Source organism: Stenotrophomonas sp. 99219_Sma (assembly GCF_056480785.1).
On the sequence record NZ_CM151117.1, the window covers coordinates 275915 to 292707 of the forward strand.

Here is a 16793-nt window from a genome sequence, read left to right on the forward strand (position 1 = left end):
TCCGTCAGTGGGCCAGCGGCGCGTCGGCCAGCTCGCCCTTGTCCAGGTGCACCGTGTGCGTGGCGTACTCGGCGGCCTTCGGGTCATGGGTGACCATGATGATGGTCTTGCCGTGCTCGCGGTTGAGCTGCTGCAGCAGGCCGAGGATTTCCTCGGCAGACTGGCGGTCGAGGTCGCCGGTCGGTTCGTCGCAGATCAGGAAAGTCGGGTCGGAGACGATTGCGCGCGCGATCGCCACGCGCTGCTGCTGGCCGCCGGACAGTTCATTGGGGCGGTGGCTGCGGCGGTCGGCCAGGCCGACCAGGGTCAGCGCGATCTCGGCGTTGCGCTTGCGCTGCGCCGCGCTGAGGTGGGTCAGCAGCAGCGGCAGTTCCACGTTCTTCTGCGCGGTCAGCATCGGCATCAGGTTGTAGAACTGGAACACGAAGCCGACGTGGTGGCTGCGCCAGGTCGACAGCTGGCCGCCACTCATCTGGTCGATGCGCTCGCCTTCGATGCTGATCTCGCCGCCGCTGGGGTTGTCCAGGCCACCGATCAGGTTGAGCAGGGTGGTCTTGCCCGAGCCGGACGGGCCCATCAGCGCGACGAAGTCGCCGCTGGCGATGTCCAGGTCGATGCCGTGCAGCACCTGTACCTTTTCGGGGCCACGCTGGTAGGTCTTGGTGATGTTGCGCAATGAAACCAGGGTCGACATGGGTGGTTCTCCACGGAAGGCGGGAAACGGGGAAGCGCACCTGCGGTGGCCGCAGGCGTGCGTCGAGCGGTGTTGCCGGCGGCGCCCATGGGCGCCAGGCCGTTACTGCGCTTGTTTCTGTTGCACCTTGGCGCCATCGCGCAGGGTGTCGGGCGGGTTCACCACCACCGATTCACCCGCGCTCACGCCCTTGAGGATCTGGCGGTCCTTGCCCATCGCCTGGCCGGCCTCGACCGTGCGCTGCTGCACGCGGTTCTCATCACCCAGCACGAAGGCCACCGAGGCGCCCCCGCGCTGCACCACGGCGCCGCCCGGCACGCGCACGCCCTGCGGCTTGGCGGCCGCCTGCGGCTGCGCCTGTTCCAGGAAGCTGACCCGCACGCCCATCTCCGGCACGATGCGCGGGTCTTTCACCTTCAGCGCCACGCGCACCTTCACCGTGGCCTTGCCGCGGTCGGCGGTGGGGATGATGGCGATGACCTCGCCGGGAATCTTCCATTCCGGGTAGGCATTGAGCGTGGCTTCCACCGGCATCTTCGGCTGCACGCGGCCGATGAAGGCTTCGCCGACCTCGACTTCGATCTCCAGCGAGTCCATGTCGACGATGGTGCCGATGCCGGTGCGGGTGAAGCCGCCGCCGGCCGACAGCGGCGAAACGATTTCGCCGGGCTGCGCAGCCTTGGCGGTGACCACGCCGGAGAACGGCGCGCGCACGATGTTGTTGTCCACGCCCAGATCGGCGATGGCGAGCTGGTCGTTGGCGACCTTGACGTTGCGCTGCGCGGTGTCCAGCTGTGCACGCAGGCTGTCGCGCTGGGCCACCGCCTGGTCGTACTGCGAGCGCGACACCAGCTGCTGGCCGACCAGTGCCTGCAGGCGGCTGGCTTCGGCGGCGGCCTGCTTCTGCTGTGCCTCCAGACCGGCCACCTGGCTGCGTGCGGCCTGCAGCTGCGAGGCATACAGGCTGCGCTGCGCGTCGGCATCGATCGGGTCCAGCGTGGCCATGATCTGGCCCTGCTCCACGCGCATGCCTTCCTCGATCATCACCTCGCGAACCTTGCCGGTGATCTTGGCCGAGACCGTGGCCATGCGCCGCGCAACTACATAGCCGCTGGCATCGAGCACCGAACTGCTGGCGCTGCCCTGCTGGATGGCCACCGCTGGCGCGGTTTCCACGTCCACCGCTGGCGTACGCCCGAACAGGGCGAAAGCGACAGCGGCCAGCAGCAACACGACCACGATGATCGCGATCCACAGCCAGCGACGGCCACCACCACTGCCACTCCCTCCGGAGGCGGGCGGCGGGGACTTGCGGTCGATACGGAGTTCCTTCAACAACTCGGCAGAAGCGTTCATTCGTTCCATCACAGACGTTCGGGCGGGTGTGGCCGGAAGAGCGGACGGCGGCGGTTCCGGCGGTGGAGCGTGCGGCACAGCATGAAGGCAGGCACAGCGATGACGGCAGTGACAGCTGTCACCCGATGACACTGACGGCGGCAACTGCGAAACGTGACCACGGCGGCACAGGATGGCAACGTCCCCGCTACTGGTACCGCCCATGGATCCGATCGCCCCGTCGCTGGCCCGCCTGCAGCAGGTGCAGGTGCGTTACCGCGACCATACCGCCCTGCATGGCATCGACCTGCAGGTACGCGCTGGCCAGGTGCTGGCGCTGCTGGGCCGCAACGGTGCCGGCAAGAGTACCGCGATCAGCGTGCTGTTGGGTCTGCGCCGCGCCGACGCCGGACAGGTCGAGCTGCTTGGCGGTGACCCGCAGCAGCGCGCCAGCCGTATCGGCCTGGGCGTGATGCTGCAGAGCACCAGCCTGCCGCCGATGCTGCAGGTGGACGAACTGGTGGCGCAGGCCAGCGCCTGCTATCCCGACCCGATGCCGTTGCAGGAGGTGCTGCAGCGCGCCGGCCTGCAGGCGCTCGCGCGCCGCCGCTATGGCCAGCTCTCCGGCGGCCAGCAGCGTGCCGTGCAGTTCGCCATCGCCCTGTGTGGCCGCCCACGCGTGCTGTTCCTGGACGAGCCCACCACCGGCCTGGACATCCAGGCGCGGCAGGCGATGTGGCAGGCGATCCGGCAGCTGGTGGCCGAAGGCTGCGGCGTGCTGCTGACCACCCACTACCTGGAGGAGGCCGAAGCGCTGGCGCAGCAGGTAGTGGTACTGGAGCAGGGCCGGGTATTGGCCGATGCACCGCTGAGCGAGCTGCGCCTGGCCGATCGGCCGCGCCGCATCCGCTGCCGCAGCGGGTTGCCCATTGCGGACGTGCAGCAGTGGCCGGGCGTGCAGGAGGTGCAGCGCGACGGCGAGCACCTGCAGCTGCTGGCGAGCCCGGCCGAGCCTGTGGTGGCGCGCCTGCTGGCCGCCGATGCGCAGCTGCGCGAACTGGAAGTACAGGGCGCGGCGCTGGCCGACGCCTTCCTCGACATGACCCGGGAGGCCGCATGAACACCCTTGTCCGTACCACCGGATTGCCGCTGCCTGCATGGCGACAGGCACTACGTCCGTACCGCGCCGAGCTGATGGCCGAACTGCGCCGCGCCTGGCGCACGCCGGCGTTCGCGGTGCCCTCGCTGCTGTTCCCGGTGCTGTTCTACCTGCTGTTCGGCGTGCTGCTCGGGCGCGGTCATGCGCCGTTGTACCTGTTGGCCACCTACTGCGTGTTCGGCGCGATGGCCCCGGCCCTGTTCGGCTTCGGCGTGCAGTTGGCGCTGGATCGTGAAGGCGGCCTGCTGACCCTCAAGCGCGCGCTGCCGATGCCGGCGGCGGCACCGCTGCTGGCACGGCTGGCGATGGCGGTGATGTTCGCGCTGCTGGTGGCGTTGCTGCTGATCGGCGTCGCACGCGTGTTCGGTGGTGTGCAGCTGCAGGCGTTGCAGATGGTGCAGCTGCTGGTGGTGGCGGGCCTGGCGGCACTGCCGCTGGGGGCGATTGGCCTGCTGATCGGCAGCCATGTCAGTGCCAGCGCGGCACCGGCGATGGTCAATCTGGTCTACCTGCCGTTGGCCCTGCTGTCGGGCCTGTGGCTGCCGCTGTCTGTGCTGCCCACGCTGTTCTCGACGATGGCCCCACTGTGGCCGACCTGGCATCTGGCGCAGCTGGCGCTGCCGGTGGTCGGGCTGCCGTCGGTGGGCAGCGTGGCCGGCCACCTGCTGGTGCTGCTGGCGGTCACGGTGGTGGCGCTGCTGCTGGCGCGCCGTCGCCTGCGCCGGATCGGCTGAACTGGCATGATCGGCAGCGATCGTCCCCGCCTGGATTCTCCCGTGTCGTCGAGCTGGCTTGCGTCCCTGCTGCGCCCTGCGCCGGATTCGGCCGTGGCCGAACTGCTGCGACGTGGCAAGTCGCCCTGGAGCGGAGCGATCCACCTGCTGTGGTCGGTATGGATCTTCCTCACCCCGGTGCTGGGCAATGGCTTCACGCTGCGCTGGCTGCTGCTGACCCTGCTCAGCTATCCGTTGTTCCTGCTGCTCTATGCCAGGGTGATGCTGTCGCCACGGCACCATGGGTGGCGCTATGCGCTGGGCATGATCGTGCTAGCGCTGGTACTGCTGCCCTGGTACCCCTCGGGACTGAGCTACTTCGTGTTCGGCTGCGTGATGATCCGCATGAGCGGGCGCAGCAGCTGGTGGGCGTACCTGCTGCAGCTGACCGCGCTGAACCTGCTGTTCTGCGGCACCGCGCTGTACTTCGGCTATCCGTGGCAGGCCATGGTGTGGATGCCGGCGGTGTCGTTCATCGTCGGGCTGGTGGTGAACGTGGAGGCCCTGAGCCAGCAGCGCGACGTTGCCCTGCAGCTGTCGCAGGACGAGGTGCGGCGACTGGCCACCACCGCCGAGCGCGAGCGTATCGGCCGCGACCTGCACGACCTGCTGGGGCACACGCTGTCGCTGATCACGCTGAAGCTGGAGCTGGCACGCAAGCTCTACGATCGCGATGACGCGCGTGCACGGCAGGAGATCGGCGAGGCCGAGGACATTGCACGCGAAGCGCTGGCACAGGTGCGCAGTGCAGTGACCGGCATCCGCGCCAGCGACCTTGCTGGCGAGCTGGCATCGGCGCGCCTGCTGCTGGAATGCCAGCAGGTACATCTGCAGTACACGACGCCACCTGCGATGCCGGTGGAGGTGGAGCGCGGGCTGGCGTTGGTGCTGCGCGAGGCGGCGACCAACATCGTGCGCCATGCGCAGGCGACCCGGGTGCAGGTGGATTTCATGCTTGAGGAACGACAGTTGGCGATGCAGATACGCGATGACGGCCGTGGAGGCGTGCAGGCCGAGGGCAATGGGTTGAGTGGCATGCGTGAGCGGGCCGCAGCACTGGGTGGCCAGTTGACGCTGCAGTCGCCGCGCGGGGCGGGCACCGTGCTGACGGTACGCGTGCCGTTGATGGCCGCGACCACGCCGCTGTCGCCCACGTCGTTGGCGCAGGACGGTGCCGCATGATCCGCATCCTGCTGGCCGAAGACCAGGCCATGGTGCGCGGCGCACTGTCGGCGCTGCTGGGCCTGGAGCCGGACATCGAAGTGCTGGGCAGTGCTGCCGATGGCGAGGCCGCCTGGCGGATGCTGCAGCAGCTGCAGCCGGACATTCTGGTGACCGACATCGAGATGCCGGGCCTGAGCGGGCTGGAGCTGGCGCAACGCATCGCCCGCCACGAACTGCCGATCAAGGTGGTGATCGTGACCACCTTCGCCCGTGCCGGCTTCCTGCGCCGCGCGCTGGAGGCGGGGGTGCTGGGCTACCTGCTGAAGGACGCACCGGCCGAGAACCTGGCCGATGCCCTGCGCAAGGTGAAGCAGGGCATCCGCGCGATCGACCCGCAGCTGGCACTGGATGCGTGGTCGCAGGCCGACCCGCTGACCGACCGTGAGCGCCGCGTGCTGCGGCTGGCGGGCGAGGGCCGCACCGCCAGTGAGATCGCCGAGCAGCTGGGGTTGTCGCACGGTACGGTACGTAATTACCTGTCCGAGTGCATCGGCAAGCTGGGCGTGGCCAATCGGATCGAGGCGTATCGGCTGGCGCGGCAGAAGGGGTGGTTGTAGGGGCGGCCTGCTGTTCCCAATGATGTCGTTTCCGCGACCGCGGGTGGGTGTCACTTTCTTTGCTCGTGCACCACGCTGCAGGAGCAGCGTGGAACGGCGTAGCCGGCCCGCAGGGTGGCGCACATGGATGTGCGCCATCAAGAAAGTAACCAAAGAAGCGCTCCGCCGGCCGCGAGCCGGCGCGCTTCGCACGCCGGTGCCCTGCGCTCAAGGCGGACTTGAAGGGCAAGATCAACAGCTAGAGCATCCACGCATGGCGTGGATCTACTGGGTGCAGCTGTGGCATTTGACCTTGGGTCCGCCTTGAGCGAGCCGAGCATCGCAGGTGAATCAGGGGCGAAGAGGCGCCGGTGTCTGAGCGCAGCGAGTTCGGCGCCGTCCCCTGGTTCACCGAGAAGCACAGGGCACCGGTGCGCAGCACCGGCTCGCGACCTGGCGGCGTGTTTCTTTGGTTACTTTCTTTGCACGAGCAAAGAAAGTGACACCTCTCCGCAGGCGCGGAAATGATCCGCCGGGCATGGCCCGGCGCTATCCATGCGTGGGCGCAGGTGGAACCCGCTCAATCCTTCCCGCGCGCCATCGCCTGGAACACGCCATCACGGCGCACCCACAGGTGGAACAGCGCCGCACCCACATGCATCAGCACCGTGGCGAACAACACATACGCCAGCAGGCTATGCGCGTTACGCAACGCGGCATACAGCGCCGGGGTGTGCGGCACGATCGGCGGCAGGTGCAGGCCGCCCCACAGCACGATCGGGTAACCGCCGGCCGAGAGCATCGCCCAGCCGATCAGTGGCATCGCCAGCATCAGTGCATACAGCATCCAGTGCGAGGCCTTGGCCGCCATCACCTGCCATACCGGCAGATCCGCTGGCAACGGCGGCGGGCGATGGCGCAGCCGGTTGTACAGGCGCAACAGCACCAGTACGCCGATGGCGATGCCCAGCGGGCGGTGCAGGTCGATCAGCATCGGCCGCAGGTGCAGCGAGGCGACCATGGTCACGCCGATGAACAGCATGGCGATGATCATCAGTGCCATGGACCAGTGCAGCACGCGCGCGAGCAGGTTGAAGTGGCCGTTGCCGGTGCTCATCGTGCGGCCTCCTTCGGTTGCTCGACGTTGCCGGTGGCGCGCTCGCGTTCGCGGCGGTTGAAGGACTGCGAATACACCGCCGAGCGGGCGGCCAGGATCGGATCGTCACTGCCACGCACGCCACTGGGCAGGATCAGCGGATCGAAGTTGATCTGGCCGCAGGCGCCTTCTTCCTGCGACTGCAGGCGGTCCAGGCTGAGCACGCCGGCCACCACCTGATCACGCGATTCGGGCCACGGTACCGAAGGATCATCGATGGCATCGCCGGGCTCGGCGGTGGTCACGACCAGGTTCCAGCGCACCGGGCCGCTGGCCAGGCGCTGCTGCAGTTCCTGGCTGAGGAAATCGACGCTGGCCTGCTTGCGGGTTTCCGCATCCATCTCCACCACCGGCGCCTGCGGCTGCCAGCGCCAGCGCACCGCGCGTTTCTGGCCCTGCGCGTTGGTGAACCAGAAGCTGTTGACGCTGTTGAAGGTGGTGTCAGCCCAGCTGCTGGTCCACGGCGCGGTCTTGGCCCACTGCTGGAACGCTTGTGCACTGGGGTATTTCGCCAGCACCGCGGCCATTTTCTGCGGGTCGGGCTTGCCGGTGGCCGGGTCCGGGATGGAGGCGCGCGTCTGCGCGTAGAACGCCTCGGCGTTGGGCACGGCGAAGAACGGGAAGCTGTTCATCGCCATCCGCCATTCCTGGCCGTCATCGCTGACCATCTGCACCGCGAGGCTGCGCACGCGTGCGGTGTTGTCGGCGCCGTACGGGTCGCCGCCGCCGATCGACAGGCGGCCCATCACCGGCACGCGGCGCTGCGAGAACACGCGGGCGCTGGACAGGGTGGGGGCCTGCGCACTGGGTTCGAACCAACCGCTTACACACACGCCCTTGCTGTGCGCACGGCGGAAGCCCGGATGGGCCGGGCCGGTGGCCTCGATGGTGTCGGTGAAGCGCTGCGCGGTCAGGCGGCCGCCAATCCAGCCGGCCAACCAGGCGAAGGCCAGCGCCACCGCACCCAGAATGAGTGCGATCAGTGCGATCCAGAGCAGGGGGGAATGCTTGCGCGGCGCGCCCGGTGTCTGGCCGGCGCGGGTGTAGCGGAAGAGCGACATGGTCGGAGTCCTGCCTTCACGGAGCGTGTGGGTGGTCGACCCACACATCCTCGCAGAACCCTTCCAGGCCCGGTATTCAATTTTTCGTCAAGTTTGCCGGGGACGGCGTGCCGACCAAGGTCGGCACTCACCCGATCAGCTGTAGCGCTGCTTCAGCATCGCCCACGCCGAACGCAGCGCCAGTGCTTCACCGCCAGCCGGCCGGCCCGGGCGTTCGCCGTCGTTCCAGGCGTACACGTCCAGATGCGCCCAGCGCTGGCCGTCTTCCAGGAAGCGTTCCAGGTACAGCGCGGCGGTGACCGAGCCAGCCATGCGCGAACCGGCGTTGGCCAGGTCGGCGATGCCGCTGCTCAGGTAACGCAGGTAGGGGCGCCACAGCGGCATGCGCCAGACCGGGTCGCGGGTCGCGTTGCCGGCCTGCAGCCACTGCTGGGCCACGCTGTCGTCGTTGCTGAAGAGCGCCGGCAGGTCCGGGCCCAGCGCGATGCGCGCGGCGCCGGTGAGGGTGGCGAAGTCCAGCACCAGGTCCGGTTTCTGCTCGCTGGCGAAGGTCAGCGCATCGCACAGGATCACGCGGCCTTCGGCGTCGGTGTTGTCGATCTCCACGCTCAGGCCCTTGCGGGTGGCGATCACTTCGCCCGGGCGGAAGGCATCGGGGCCGATCGCGTTTTCCACCGCCGGCACCAGCAGGGTCAGGCGCACCGGCAGGCCGCGCGCCATCACCAGGCCGGCCAGGGCCAGTGCATGCGCGGCACCGCCCATGTCCTTCTTCATGTTGCGCATGCCGTCGGCCGGTTTGATGTCCAGGCCGCCGGTATCGAAGCACACGCCCTTGCCGACCAGCACCAGTGCCGGATCGGTGTCCTTGCCCCAGCGCAGCACGACCAGGCGCGGAGCGCGGTGCGAGGCGCGGCCGACGGCATGGATGGCCGGGAAGTTCTGCTTCAGCAGTTCATCGCCGGTGATCGCCTCGACCTGCGCACCGTGCGCATCGGCCAGCGCGCGCGCGGCGTCTTCCAGCTGCTGCGGACCCATGTCTTCGGTCGGGGTGTTGACCCAGTCGCGCACGCGCAGGCTGGCGGCGATCAGGTCGGCCACTTCGCCGGTCGGCTCAGCCACCAGGCGTGCCGGTGCACGGTGGCGCTTGCGGTAGCGATCGAAGCGGTAGCTGCCCAGGCCCCAGCCCAGCTGCAGCAGCGCCTGTTCGGCGGCCGGCAGTTCGCTGGCCAGCTGCCACACGCTGCCTTCCGGCAGGGCATGCGGAGCATGCGAGTAGCTGTAGGCATCGCCACGATCACCCACGCCGATCACCGCACCGGCCAGGCCATCGGCGCCGGGCAGCAACGCCGTGGTGAAGGCACCGGCGGTGAAGCCCTGCGACGCCAGCCATGCCTGGGTGGCGGCCGGCTGGCCGTCCTTCCAGGACGCGAACTGCTCGCGGTCCAGCACGTACAGCGGCAGTGCTGCGGCGGTGTCGGCAGTGAAACCAGTGATCTCGCTCATGCGTCAGGTACTCCGGGGTGCGGCAGCGTCGAGGTTGGCATCCAACCAGTCGGCCAGGCCGGTGAGGGTGTCGAACTGCAGGTCCGGCTGCAGCTGCGGATGGGTCCAGGTGGCTGCTTCGCGGTTGATCCAGCAGCCGCGCAGGCCGGCGGCGATCGCCCCGGCCACGTCCATTTCGGCGTGGTCGCCGACGTGCAGTACCTGTGCCGGCGCAACACCCAGGCGGGTGCAGGCGGCGTGGAAGATGCTCGCCTCCGGCTTCGCTGCGCCGTGTTCGCGCGCGCCCAGCTGGAAGGCGAAATGATGGGCCAGGCCGATCCGCTCCAGATCGGCATTGCCGTTGCTCAGCGCCGCCACCGGCACCCGCGCGGCAATCCGCGCCAGTGCGTCGATCGCATCGGGGTAGCACTCGACCTGGTTGCGCGCGGCGAAGAACACGTCATACGCCGGCTCCAGCAGATCCAGGCTGGCACCACTGGTGTGCAGCGCTTCGTGCAGGGTCAGCCGGCGCAGTGCGCTCAGGTCGTGATGGAGGTGCGGATGGGCGTGGTACAGGCGCTCGCGCAGTTCGCGCATCGCCGCCACCGGATACATCTCGGCCGTGGCGGGGCTGTGCTCACGCATCCACGCGTGCAGGACCAGGTCGATGCGGGCGCCGATCGGAGCGAACGGCCACAGCGTGTCGTCAAGGTCGAGGGTGATGGCTTGGACGGGGAACTTCACCCCGCCATTCTACCCCTGCCCGCGCGGGCTTTCATTCCAGCAGACGCGCCCAGCCCTGCATCCCGTCCAGCCGCGCCAGCACCAGCTTGATGCAGACCAGCAGCGGCACCGCCAGCAGCAGGCCGATCATGCCCCAGGCCCAGCCGAACACCATCAGCGCCAGGATCAGCACCAGTGGCGACAGTTTCATGCGACGGCCCAGCACGATCGGGGTCACCATCTGCCCTTCCAGGGTGTGCAGGCCCAGGTAGGCGGCGGCTGGCAGCAGGGCCTGCAGCGGGTCGCGGAATTCCACGAAGCCCATCAGCAGCATCAGCGCCACGCCGATCAACGGACCCACATACGGAGCGAAATTCAGCAGTGCGGCCACCGTGCCCCACAGCAACGCTTCCTGCAGGCCGATGCCGAGCAGCATCAGTACGCCGGCGAACACCAGCCCGACCAGGGTGTTGATCACGCTGATGGTCAGCACATAGCGCGACACCTCGCGCTCGATCGAACGCAGGATGTCACTGGTGAAGCGCTGCTGCTGACGGTTCGGGAACAGGGCGATCGCCGCGCGTTGCAGGCTCTGCCCGTAGATCATGAAGAACAGGGTCAGCAGCACCACCGCCAGCACCGAGGCGGCCAGCCGTGGCGCGCGGGTCAGCATGCGGTAGGGGTCGTCCAGCTGGGTGCGGATCACCTGCACCTTGCGGTTGCTGTCACCGCCGGCGACGCGGGCGAAGTTCTCCGCGGCCTGGTTGGCCTGCTGCACCGGCTTGGTCAGGTCCTGCACCTGGCGGGCGATCTTGCGCAGCTGCTGCGGTGCTTCCTGTGCCCATTCCATTGCCGGGCCGATCAACTGCACCGCCAGCGAACCGGTCACGCCCAGGCCCGCGCCGAGGATCAGCAGAGCGCCCAGCGCACGCGGAATCCACAGCTTCTGCAGCAGGCGCAGGATCGGATTGCCGACCAGTGCGAAGAACATCGCCAGCAGCACCGGCAGGATGATGTCCTGTGCCGCCCACAGTGTGTAGCCCACCGCCAGGGTCGCCAGCACCACCAGCGACATCGGTCCGCGCGGACGCGACGGTGGCGGCAACGGGGCGTCGGGCTGTTCGGGGCCGGCCGGTGACGGGGACAGGAGGGACTCGCTCATCGACGCACCAACCGGGAAGGGGAGCGCATTATCCGCCGGCCGCGATCGGCGCGGCGGATTCCATGGATCAACGTTCGGACAGCTCGGTAGCCGCTTCGGCCGGACGCGGTCCGCGCAGGTCCGGTTCCGGTTCTGGCTCCGGCACGGAACGTGGAGCCGGTGCCGGCCGTGGCTCGGCAGCGGAGGCCGCCGCCTGTGCCTGTTCGCTGGCTTCGTCGGCTTCCTCAGCCGCGTCGTCGGCAGTGGCTGCGGCCTGCGCCGCCATCGCCGTGGCGAACGCCGCCTGTGCACTGGCGAACAGGTTCGAGACCGAACCCACCATCTGCAGCCAGCGGGCACCGTTGACCTTGCCCGGCACTTCCAGCTTGCCGGCGATGAAGCCACCGGCCAGGCCGACCACCACGATGCGCAGCGGCGACCAGCCCTTTCGCCAGACGTCGCTGAGCGTGGACCAGTGGTCCTGGGTTTCGCCCAGGCGCACGGTCACCACCTGTTCGCAGCGTTTCACACGCCGTTGCAGCGCGCCGAACTTCATGGCTTGCCCTCGGGCAGCTGCACTTCGGCATCGGGATCGTCTTCGCTGGGTTCGTCGAACAGGCCCAAGCGTGACAGCTGGCGCCGGGTAGCGTGCATGCCAGTGTGGTGGAAGAAGTAGGACACCCGCCAGATCGCATAACCGGTGACGGCCAGGCTCAGCAGCGAGGTGATCAGCAGCGCCTGCAGCCAGCTCAGGCCCCAGCTCTGCAGCAGGGCGATGAGGGTGGCGGCCATCAGCAGCCAGGCCGAGGCACCGAACACGATCGCCACGCCGGCCCAGGCCAGCGCGCGACCGAATGCACTACGCGCCAGCGCGAAGTCGGCCGAGGCCAACCGGCGCAGCGAGCGCAGCGTGTGCTTGGCAGAATCGGCAGCGGCACGACCGGCCGCGCCGACCTGGCGGATGCTCTCATCCAGCGGCGGGGTAGCCGCCGGATCAGGCGCTTGCGCGTTGTCTTCGCTCACGCCGCGGCTTACTTGTCGCTGCTGCCGCGGGCCAGCTTGGCGATGATCCAGCCGGCAGCGAAGGCGACACCGAACGAGGCCAGCGGACGTTCACGGATCAGCTCAGCGGCGCTGTCGATCAGGTCCTTGCCCTTGTCCATCAGTGCGTCGACCTGTTCCTTGGCGGCTGCACCACCAAACTCGGCGGCGGCCAGCCCGGACAGCGCGCTGTCGGACAGTTCAGCCTTGACGTTGGCCTTGCCGATGCGCAGTTCGTCGCCGGCTGCGCCGGTTGCACCCTTGATCGCACCGCCGGCGGCCGACGCGGCCTGCTTCAGGTGGGAACCGGCTTCACCCAGGTGTTCCTTCAGGTTCTCGGTATTGGTGGGGCTCATCGAATCACTCCTGTTGCGATGGGGGAACGGGAGTCGGCGGTGCCGACCTGGACTGACAGCAATAGCATTGCCGGGGTATAGGGGGTGTTACGGCAGGGCGATCAGCGCATCACGAGCTGGCCCTGCTGCTGGCCATTGTTGCGCAGCACGCGTATCACCAGGGTCGGCGGGCGCTGCTGGAAGTTGGCGCGCCAGCTGGCCAGGTCGGCGAATTCGCCCACGGTGGCATCGGTGATGATGTCGCCCTGCTGCAGGCCGTTGGTGGCCGCGCGGCTGCCGCGCTTGACCTCGCTGACCAGCACGCCACCGACACCGGACTGGCGCAGCGACTCGGGCAGGTCGACGAAGGTGGCCCCGGTCAGGCGCGGGTCCAGGCTCTCGCCGGTGACCGCGCGCGCCTGTTCCTTCAAGGTTGCCTTGATCTGCAGCGGCTTGCCCTCGCGGCGCACGTCCAGCGTCAGCGTGCTGCCGACCGCCGCCAGGCCTTCCACGTTGTGCAGGGCTTCTGCGCTGTCCACGCGCTGGCCGTTGGCCGAAACCACCACGTCGCCCGGCTTCAGTCCGGCGGTCGCAGCGGCCGAACCGGCCAGCACGCGGGTGATCAGTGCGCCACGGCTTTCACCCAGGCCCAGGCCCTGCGCGATCTGCGCGGTCAGGTTCTGGCTCTCCACGCCCAGCGTGCCGCGCACCACTACGCCGTGCTTGACCAGCTGGTCGACCACGCTGCGCGCCAGGTTGGAGGGGATCGCCAGGCCCAGGCCGATGTTGCCGGCCATGCTGCCCTGCGGGTTGAAGCTGGCGGTATTGATGCCGACCAGCTGGCCCTGCAGGTCGACCAGCGCGCCACCGGAGTTGCCCGGGTTGATCGACGCATCGGTCTGGATGAAGTTCTGGTAGCCCAGCCCGCGGATGCCGCTGCGGCCCACCGCCGAGACGATGCCGGAGGTGACCGTCTGGCTGAAACCGAACGGGTTGCCGATGGCCACCACGAAGTCACCGACCCGAAGCTGGTCGCTGTTGCCGAGCTTGATGTCGGTCAGGTTCTGCGCCGGGATGCGGATCAGCGCGATGTCGGTATCGCGGTCCGAACCGAGGAACTCGGCCTTGACCGTGCGCCCGTCGGCCAGTGTCACCTGCACGTCATCGGCGTTGTCGATGACGTGGTGGTTGGTCAGCACCAGGCCCTCCTTGGCGTCGATGATCACGCCCGAGCCCAGCGATTCGTTGATGCGTTCCTGCGGGATGTCCGGGAACAGGCGGCGGAAGAACGGATCGTTGAAGAAGGGGTTGCGCACGCGCACCACCTGCTTGGTGTTGACGCTGACCACGGCCGGCATCGCCTTCTCCAGCATCGGTGCCAGCGACGGCACCGCCTGTCCGGCCACCGAGGCCGGCAATGCCGCCGTGGTCGGCAGTACCGCAGGCAGCGGCGCGGCGTCGGCGCGGTTGTCCAGGTGGGCATTGATGCCGGTGGCAACGAAGCCACCGAAGGCGGCGGCGATTGCGAGCGTGAGCAGGGTGGGAAGCGGTCGCATGGGAGTCGGTTCGCTGGCGTGGGTGGGGGCGGTTCGGCCCTACGGTAAAACAAGCTGAATGAGTGTGTCGCGATCTGGATAAATGCGCCATGAAAACCGGGCGCCCGGAACGCGGGTCGGCGTCGCCATCTGTGGGGCGGTGGCGACAACGTCGGGCGTGCTTCGCAATGTGCCGACGTCTGCCGAAGCGCGTGTGGATACAGGCTGATACTTGCGCAGTTCTGCGCATCCTGGTGCCGCGATGCGCCATATCGCATGCCTTTCGCAGCACTCTGGCAGGTGCGCGCAGGCAGCACCTGCCGCTACCCGCACCGTGCGGCGCAGCACTGAAAAAAAGGGGTTTCCTGTCAACCCACTGTGCTCGAGAGGGTGCTGGGCTACACCATTACCGTCGCAGCAGATGCGATTGCGGGCGCATGCCCCGTTCCACGATCGTCAATGTCGGTATAGCATCGCCCCGTTTTGATACTTAAGGCCCCCAGGAGGGCAACATGAGCAACGGTAATGGTGTGTCGGTCGTGACCGACGCCGTCGAGAACGTCAAAGAAACCGCCACCAACGTTGGCGAGACCATCGCCCACGCTGCCGAAGACGCAGTGAAGTCGGTCAAGAAGACCGTCAAGCGCGCCACCAAGGCTGCCGGCACCCGCGTTGCCAAGGCCAAGAAGGCCGTGGCCAAGGTCGAGAAGACCGTTGCCAAGAAGGCCGAGAAGGCTGCCAAGTCGGTCGGCAAGACTGTTGCCAACGCCAAGAAGAAGCTGGAAGCCGCCAAGAAGAACGCCAAGGCCGAAGCCGCTGCCCTGAAGAAGGAAGTGGCCAAGAAGAAGGCGGCTGCAGGCAAGGCCGTGACCAAGAAGGCCGCCGCTGCCAAGAAGACCACCAAGGCTGCCACCAAGGCTGCTGGCAAGAAGGTCGCTACCGTGAAGAAGGCTGCCACCAAGAAGGCCGCCGTCGCGAAGAAGACCGTTGCCAAGAAGACCGCGGCCGCCAAGAAGGTTGTCGGCAAGAAGGTCGCCACCGCCAAGAAGGCCGTGGCCAAGAAGACCGTCGCCGCCAAGAAGGTCGCTGGCAAGAAGGCCGTGGCTGCGAAGAAGGTTGTCGGCAAGAAGGTTGCCGCTACCAAGAAGGTCGCCACCAGGAAGACCGCGGCCGCCAAGAAGGTTGTCGGCAAGAAGGCTGCTGTCGCCAAGAAGGCCGTCGGCAAGAAGACCGCTGCTGCCAAGAAGGTTGTCGGCAAGAAGACCGCCGTTGCCAAGAAGGCGGTGGGCAAGAAGGTTGCCGCCACCCGCAAGACGGTCGCCAAGAAGGCTGCGCCGCTGAAGAAGGTCGCCGCCAAGAAGGCTCCGGCCAAGAAGGCCGTGCGCAAGGTCGCCAAGCGCAAGTAATCGCGCCGTGACCGAAGGCCCTGCCACCCAACGGGTGGTGGGGCCTTTCGCGTTTCTGGGGCACGGTCTGGGGCAAGATGCAGGTTCTTCCTGCAGGAGCCCCGGGCATGCGTGGTATCGACTTCAGTTCCTGGCAGGGCGTGCTGTCCACATTGGCCGGCCTGGTCCTGATCACCCTGCTGGGCGTGGGCATCCGCCTGCTGGTGATGCAGACCCTGCAACAGCGCCGCGAGCGCGAGAACCGGCAGATCAACGAACGGCTGCGCACGCTGATGGCGGCCTACAAGACCCTGGGCGGGTCGTTCACTGGCGAACTGGGCGTGGATCCCAGCCATCGCCGCGACCTGCGCCAGCGCGAAGATGTCGAAGGCATCGCCGAACCCCGCTCGGATCGCGCGCGCCGCATCCGCGATGCCGTCGAGGCCGCGTTGTCGGACATCCTGTTGCTGGGCACCGACGAGCAGGTGCGGCTGGCCGCGCGTGCGGCCAACGAACTGGCACAGGGGCGGCCGGTGCACCTCCACGAACTGGTGGTCTCGCTGCGCGACTTCGTGCGCGAAGCGCTGGATCTGGCCCCCATCCCGACCGACCTGCAGATTCCACCGCAGGGCCCGACCCGGCCCGCTGCCAGTGGCGGTGGCAAGGGCCGCAACGATGGCGATGCCAAGGGCGGTCGTGCGGGTGGTGGCGGTGGCGGCGGCGGTGGCGGAATGGGGGCCGGAATGGGCGGCATGGGCCTCGGCGCCGGCGCCGCACTGGGCGCCGGCCATGCCTCCGCCAGCGATGACACGGACGCGCGCTGAGCACGTCCGCCCGGTTCAGCGCGTCAGCTCGTAGATCGGCACGAACCCACCGTAGATCATCCGCGCGCCGTCGAACGGCATCGGATTCGTCGCGGGATCAAACCGCGGGTCTTCCATCATCTTCTTCATGCCGGCGTCGCGGGTCGGCTTGTCCGGCCATTCGATCCAGGAAAACACGACCGTCTCATCTGGTGTGGCTTTCACCGCACCGAAGAAGTCGGTGGTTTTGCCGTGCGGTACGTCGTCACCCCAGCACTCGACCACACGCAGCGCGCCGTACTCGATGAAAACGGGATCCCCTGTGCGTGCATGGGCGAGGAACTTCTCCTTGTTGGCGGTGGGCACCGCCAGGACGAAACCATCGATGTAGCTCATTGCCTGCCTCCGGA

At 68.1% G+C, this 16793-nt stretch carries 18 protein-coding genes; 6 read left to right on the forward strand and 12 right to left on the reverse strand.

From position 1 onward, the window contains the following. Nucleotides 1–4: 4 nt before the first annotated feature. Both ACZK13_RS01225 and ACZK13_RS01230 read right to left on the reverse strand, forming a co-directional pair. Nucleotides 5–694 (reverse strand): ABC transporter ATP-binding protein, encoded by a 690-nt coding sequence (locus ACZK13_RS01225; protein ID WP_049435531.1) that lies wholly within the window; start codon nt 692–694, stop codon nt 5–7. A 102-nt stretch (nt 695–796) separates the two neighbouring features. After that, a complete protein-coding gene (locus ACZK13_RS01230; RefSeq protein WP_253143746.1) occupies nt 797–2050 on the reverse strand; it encodes an efflux RND transporter periplasmic adaptor subunit in 1254 nt (417 codons plus the stop codon). A gap of 202 nt (nt 2051–2252) precedes the next feature. Here ACZK13_RS01230 and ACZK13_RS01235 point away from each other — a divergent pair, with 202 nt between their 5' ends. Genes ACZK13_RS01235 through ACZK13_RS01250 form a run of 4 tightly spaced genes read left to right on the forward strand, consistent with a single transcriptional unit; the run spans nt 2253 to nt 5742 of the window. Then, a complete protein-coding gene (locus ACZK13_RS01235) occupies nt 2253–3149 on the forward strand; it encodes an ABC transporter ATP-binding protein (protein WP_121505143.1) in 897 nt (298 codons plus the stop codon). Then, nucleotides 3146–3922, forward strand: a complete 777-nt coding sequence (locus tag ACZK13_RS01240; RefSeq protein WP_478482171.1) for an ABC transporter permease — start codon at nt 3146–3148, stop codon at nt 3920–3922. Before ACZK13_RS01235 ends, ACZK13_RS01240 begins: the two co-directional genes overlap by 4 nt. Nucleotides 3923–3928: 6 nt before the next feature. Beyond that, nucleotides 3929–5143 (forward strand): sensor histidine kinase, encoded by a 1215-nt coding sequence (locus ACZK13_RS01245; RefSeq protein ID WP_423173887.1) that lies wholly within the window; start codon nt 3929–3931, stop codon nt 5141–5143. Then, a complete protein-coding gene (locus tag ACZK13_RS01250; RefSeq protein ID WP_005407733.1) occupies nt 5140–5742 on the forward strand; it encodes a response regulator transcription factor in 603 nt (200 codons plus the stop codon). The genes ACZK13_RS01245 and ACZK13_RS01250 overlap by 4 nt, the downstream gene beginning before the upstream one ends. Before the next feature lie 559 nt (nt 5743–6301). Here the strand turns inward: ACZK13_RS01250 and ACZK13_RS01255 are convergent. The 9 genes from ACZK13_RS01255 to ACZK13_RS01295 form a co-directional block, all read right to left on the reverse strand. After that, the gene (locus ACZK13_RS01255; RefSeq protein WP_012509795.1) at nt 6302–6838 is read right to left on the reverse strand and encodes a cytochrome b; all 537 of its coding nucleotides are present in this window, start codon (nt 6836–6838) and stop codon (nt 6302–6304) included. Continuing rightward, a complete protein-coding gene (locus ACZK13_RS01260; protein WP_253143744.1) occupies nt 6835–7938 on the reverse strand; it encodes a catalase family peroxidase in 1104 nt (367 codons plus the stop codon). The genes ACZK13_RS01255 and ACZK13_RS01260 overlap by 4 nt, the downstream gene beginning before the upstream one ends. 135 nt (nt 7939–8073) lie before the next feature. Next, nucleotides 8074–9441, reverse strand: a complete 1368-nt coding sequence (locus ACZK13_RS01265) for a leucyl aminopeptidase family protein (RefSeq protein ID WP_253143743.1) — start codon at nt 9439–9441, stop codon at nt 8074–8076. Between the two features lie 3 nt (nt 9442–9444). Beyond that, entirely contained in the window at nt 9445–10164 is a 720-nt protein-coding gene (locus tag ACZK13_RS01270; RefSeq protein ID WP_253143742.1) for an HAD family hydrolase, read from the reverse strand. Nucleotides 10165–10195: 31 nt separating this feature from the next. Beyond that, on the reverse strand, nt 10196–11305 hold the full coding sequence (locus ACZK13_RS01275) for an AI-2E family transporter (RefSeq protein ID WP_253143741.1): 1110 nt from the start codon (nt 11303–11305) through the stop codon (nt 10196–10198). A gap of 67 nt (nt 11306–11372) precedes the next feature. Next, the gene (locus ACZK13_RS01280; RefSeq protein WP_071229379.1) at nt 11373–11840 is read right to left on the reverse strand and encodes a protein sip-5; all 468 of its coding nucleotides are present in this window, start codon (nt 11838–11840) and stop codon (nt 11373–11375) included. After that, nucleotides 11837–12307 (reverse strand): phage holin family protein, encoded by a 471-nt coding sequence (locus ACZK13_RS01285; RefSeq protein WP_049398102.1) that lies wholly within the window; start codon nt 12305–12307, stop codon nt 11837–11839. The genes ACZK13_RS01280 and ACZK13_RS01285 overlap by 4 nt, the downstream gene beginning before the upstream one ends. Nucleotides 12308–12315: 8 nt before the next feature. Then, nucleotides 12316–12681 carry a hypothetical protein gene (locus tag ACZK13_RS01290; RefSeq protein WP_032128158.1) on the reverse strand — a complete coding sequence of 122 codons (366 nt, stop codon included), beginning with the start codon at nt 12679–12681 and terminating at the stop codon, nt 12316–12318. Between the two features lie 101 nt (nt 12682–12782). After that, nucleotides 12783–14216 (reverse strand): Do family serine endopeptidase, encoded by a 1434-nt coding sequence (locus tag ACZK13_RS01295; RefSeq protein ID WP_032128157.1) that lies wholly within the window; start codon nt 14214–14216, stop codon nt 12783–12785. 491 nt (nt 14217–14707) lie between these two features. Here ACZK13_RS01295 and ACZK13_RS01300 point away from each other — a divergent pair, with 491 nt between their 5' ends. Together ACZK13_RS01300 and ACZK13_RS01305 are read left to right on the forward strand one after the other, a co-directional pair. Next, complete coding sequence (locus ACZK13_RS01300; protein WP_049435203.1) at nt 14708–15601, forward strand: hypothetical protein; 894 nt, start codon at nt 14708–14710, stop codon at nt 15599–15601. Nucleotides 15602–15708: 107 nt separating this feature from the next. Beyond that, on the forward strand, nt 15709–16404 hold the full coding sequence (locus ACZK13_RS01305; RefSeq protein ID WP_253143740.1) for a hypothetical protein: 696 nt from the start codon (nt 15709–15711) through the stop codon (nt 16402–16404). 15 nt (nt 16405–16419) lie between these two features. Here ACZK13_RS01305 and ACZK13_RS01310 read toward each other — a convergent pair whose 3' ends face one another. Further along, complete coding sequence (locus tag ACZK13_RS01310; protein WP_005407745.1) at nt 16420–16779, reverse strand: DUF1428 domain-containing protein; 360 nt, start codon at nt 16777–16779, stop codon at nt 16420–16422. Nucleotides 16780–16793 lie beyond the last annotated feature (14 nt).

Coding starts and splice junctions, on each gene's coding strand:
- ACZK13_RS01235 (WP_121505143.1), top strand. CDS start 2,253: ATGGATCCGATCGCCCCGTCGCTGGCCCGCCTGCAGCAGGTGCAGGTG.
- ACZK13_RS01250 (WP_005407733.1), top strand. CDS start 5,140: ATGATCCGCATCCTGCTGGCCGAAGACCAGGCCATGGTGCGCGGCGCA.
- ACZK13_RS01255 (WP_012509795.1), bottom strand. CDS start 6,838: ATGAGCACCGGCAACGGCCACTTCAACCTGCTCGCGCGCGTGCTGCAC.
- ACZK13_RS01265 (WP_253143743.1), bottom strand. CDS start 9,441: ATGAGCGAGATCACTGGTTTCACTGCCGACACCGCCGCAGCACTGCCG.
- ACZK13_RS01225 (WP_049435531.1), bottom strand. CDS start 694: ATGTCGACCCTGGTTTCATTGCGCAACATCACCAAGACCTACCAGCGT.
- ACZK13_RS01280 (WP_071229379.1), bottom strand. CDS start 11,840: ATGAAGTTCGGCGCGCTGCAACGGCGTGTGAAACGCTGCGAACAGGTG.
- ACZK13_RS01305 (WP_253143740.1), top strand. CDS start 15,709: ATGCGTGGTATCGACTTCAGTTCCTGGCAGGGCGTGCTGTCCACATTG.
- ACZK13_RS01260 (WP_253143744.1), bottom strand. CDS start 7,938: ATGTCGCTCTTCCGCTACACCCGCGCCGGCCAGACACCGGGCGCGCCG.
- ACZK13_RS01310 (WP_005407745.1), bottom strand. CDS start 16,779: ATGAGCTACATCGATGGTTTCGTCCTGGCGGTGCCCACCGCCAACAAG.
- ACZK13_RS01275 (WP_253143741.1), bottom strand. CDS start 11,305: ATGAGCGAGTCCCTCCTGTCCCCGTCACCGGCCGGCCCCGAACAGCCC.
- ACZK13_RS01295 (WP_032128157.1), bottom strand. CDS start 14,216: ATGCGACCGCTTCCCACCCTGCTCACGCTCGCAATCGCCGCCGCCTTC.
- ACZK13_RS01230 (WP_253143746.1), bottom strand. CDS start 2,050: ATGAACGCTTCTGCCGAGTTGTTGAAGGAACTCCGTATCGACCGCAAG.
- ACZK13_RS01240 (WP_478482171.1), top strand. CDS start 3,146: ATGAACACCCTTGTCCGTACCACCGGATTGCCGCTGCCTGCATGGCGA.
- ACZK13_RS01300 (WP_049435203.1), top strand. CDS start 14,708: ATGAGCAACGGTAATGGTGTGTCGGTCGTGACCGACGCCGTCGAGAAC.
- ACZK13_RS01290 (WP_032128158.1), bottom strand. CDS start 12,681: ATGAGCCCCACCAATACCGAGAACCTGAAGGAACACCTGGGTGAAGCC.
- ACZK13_RS01245 (WP_423173887.1), top strand. CDS start 3,929: ATGATCGGCAGCGATCGTCCCCGCCTGGATTCTCCCGTGTCGTCGAGC.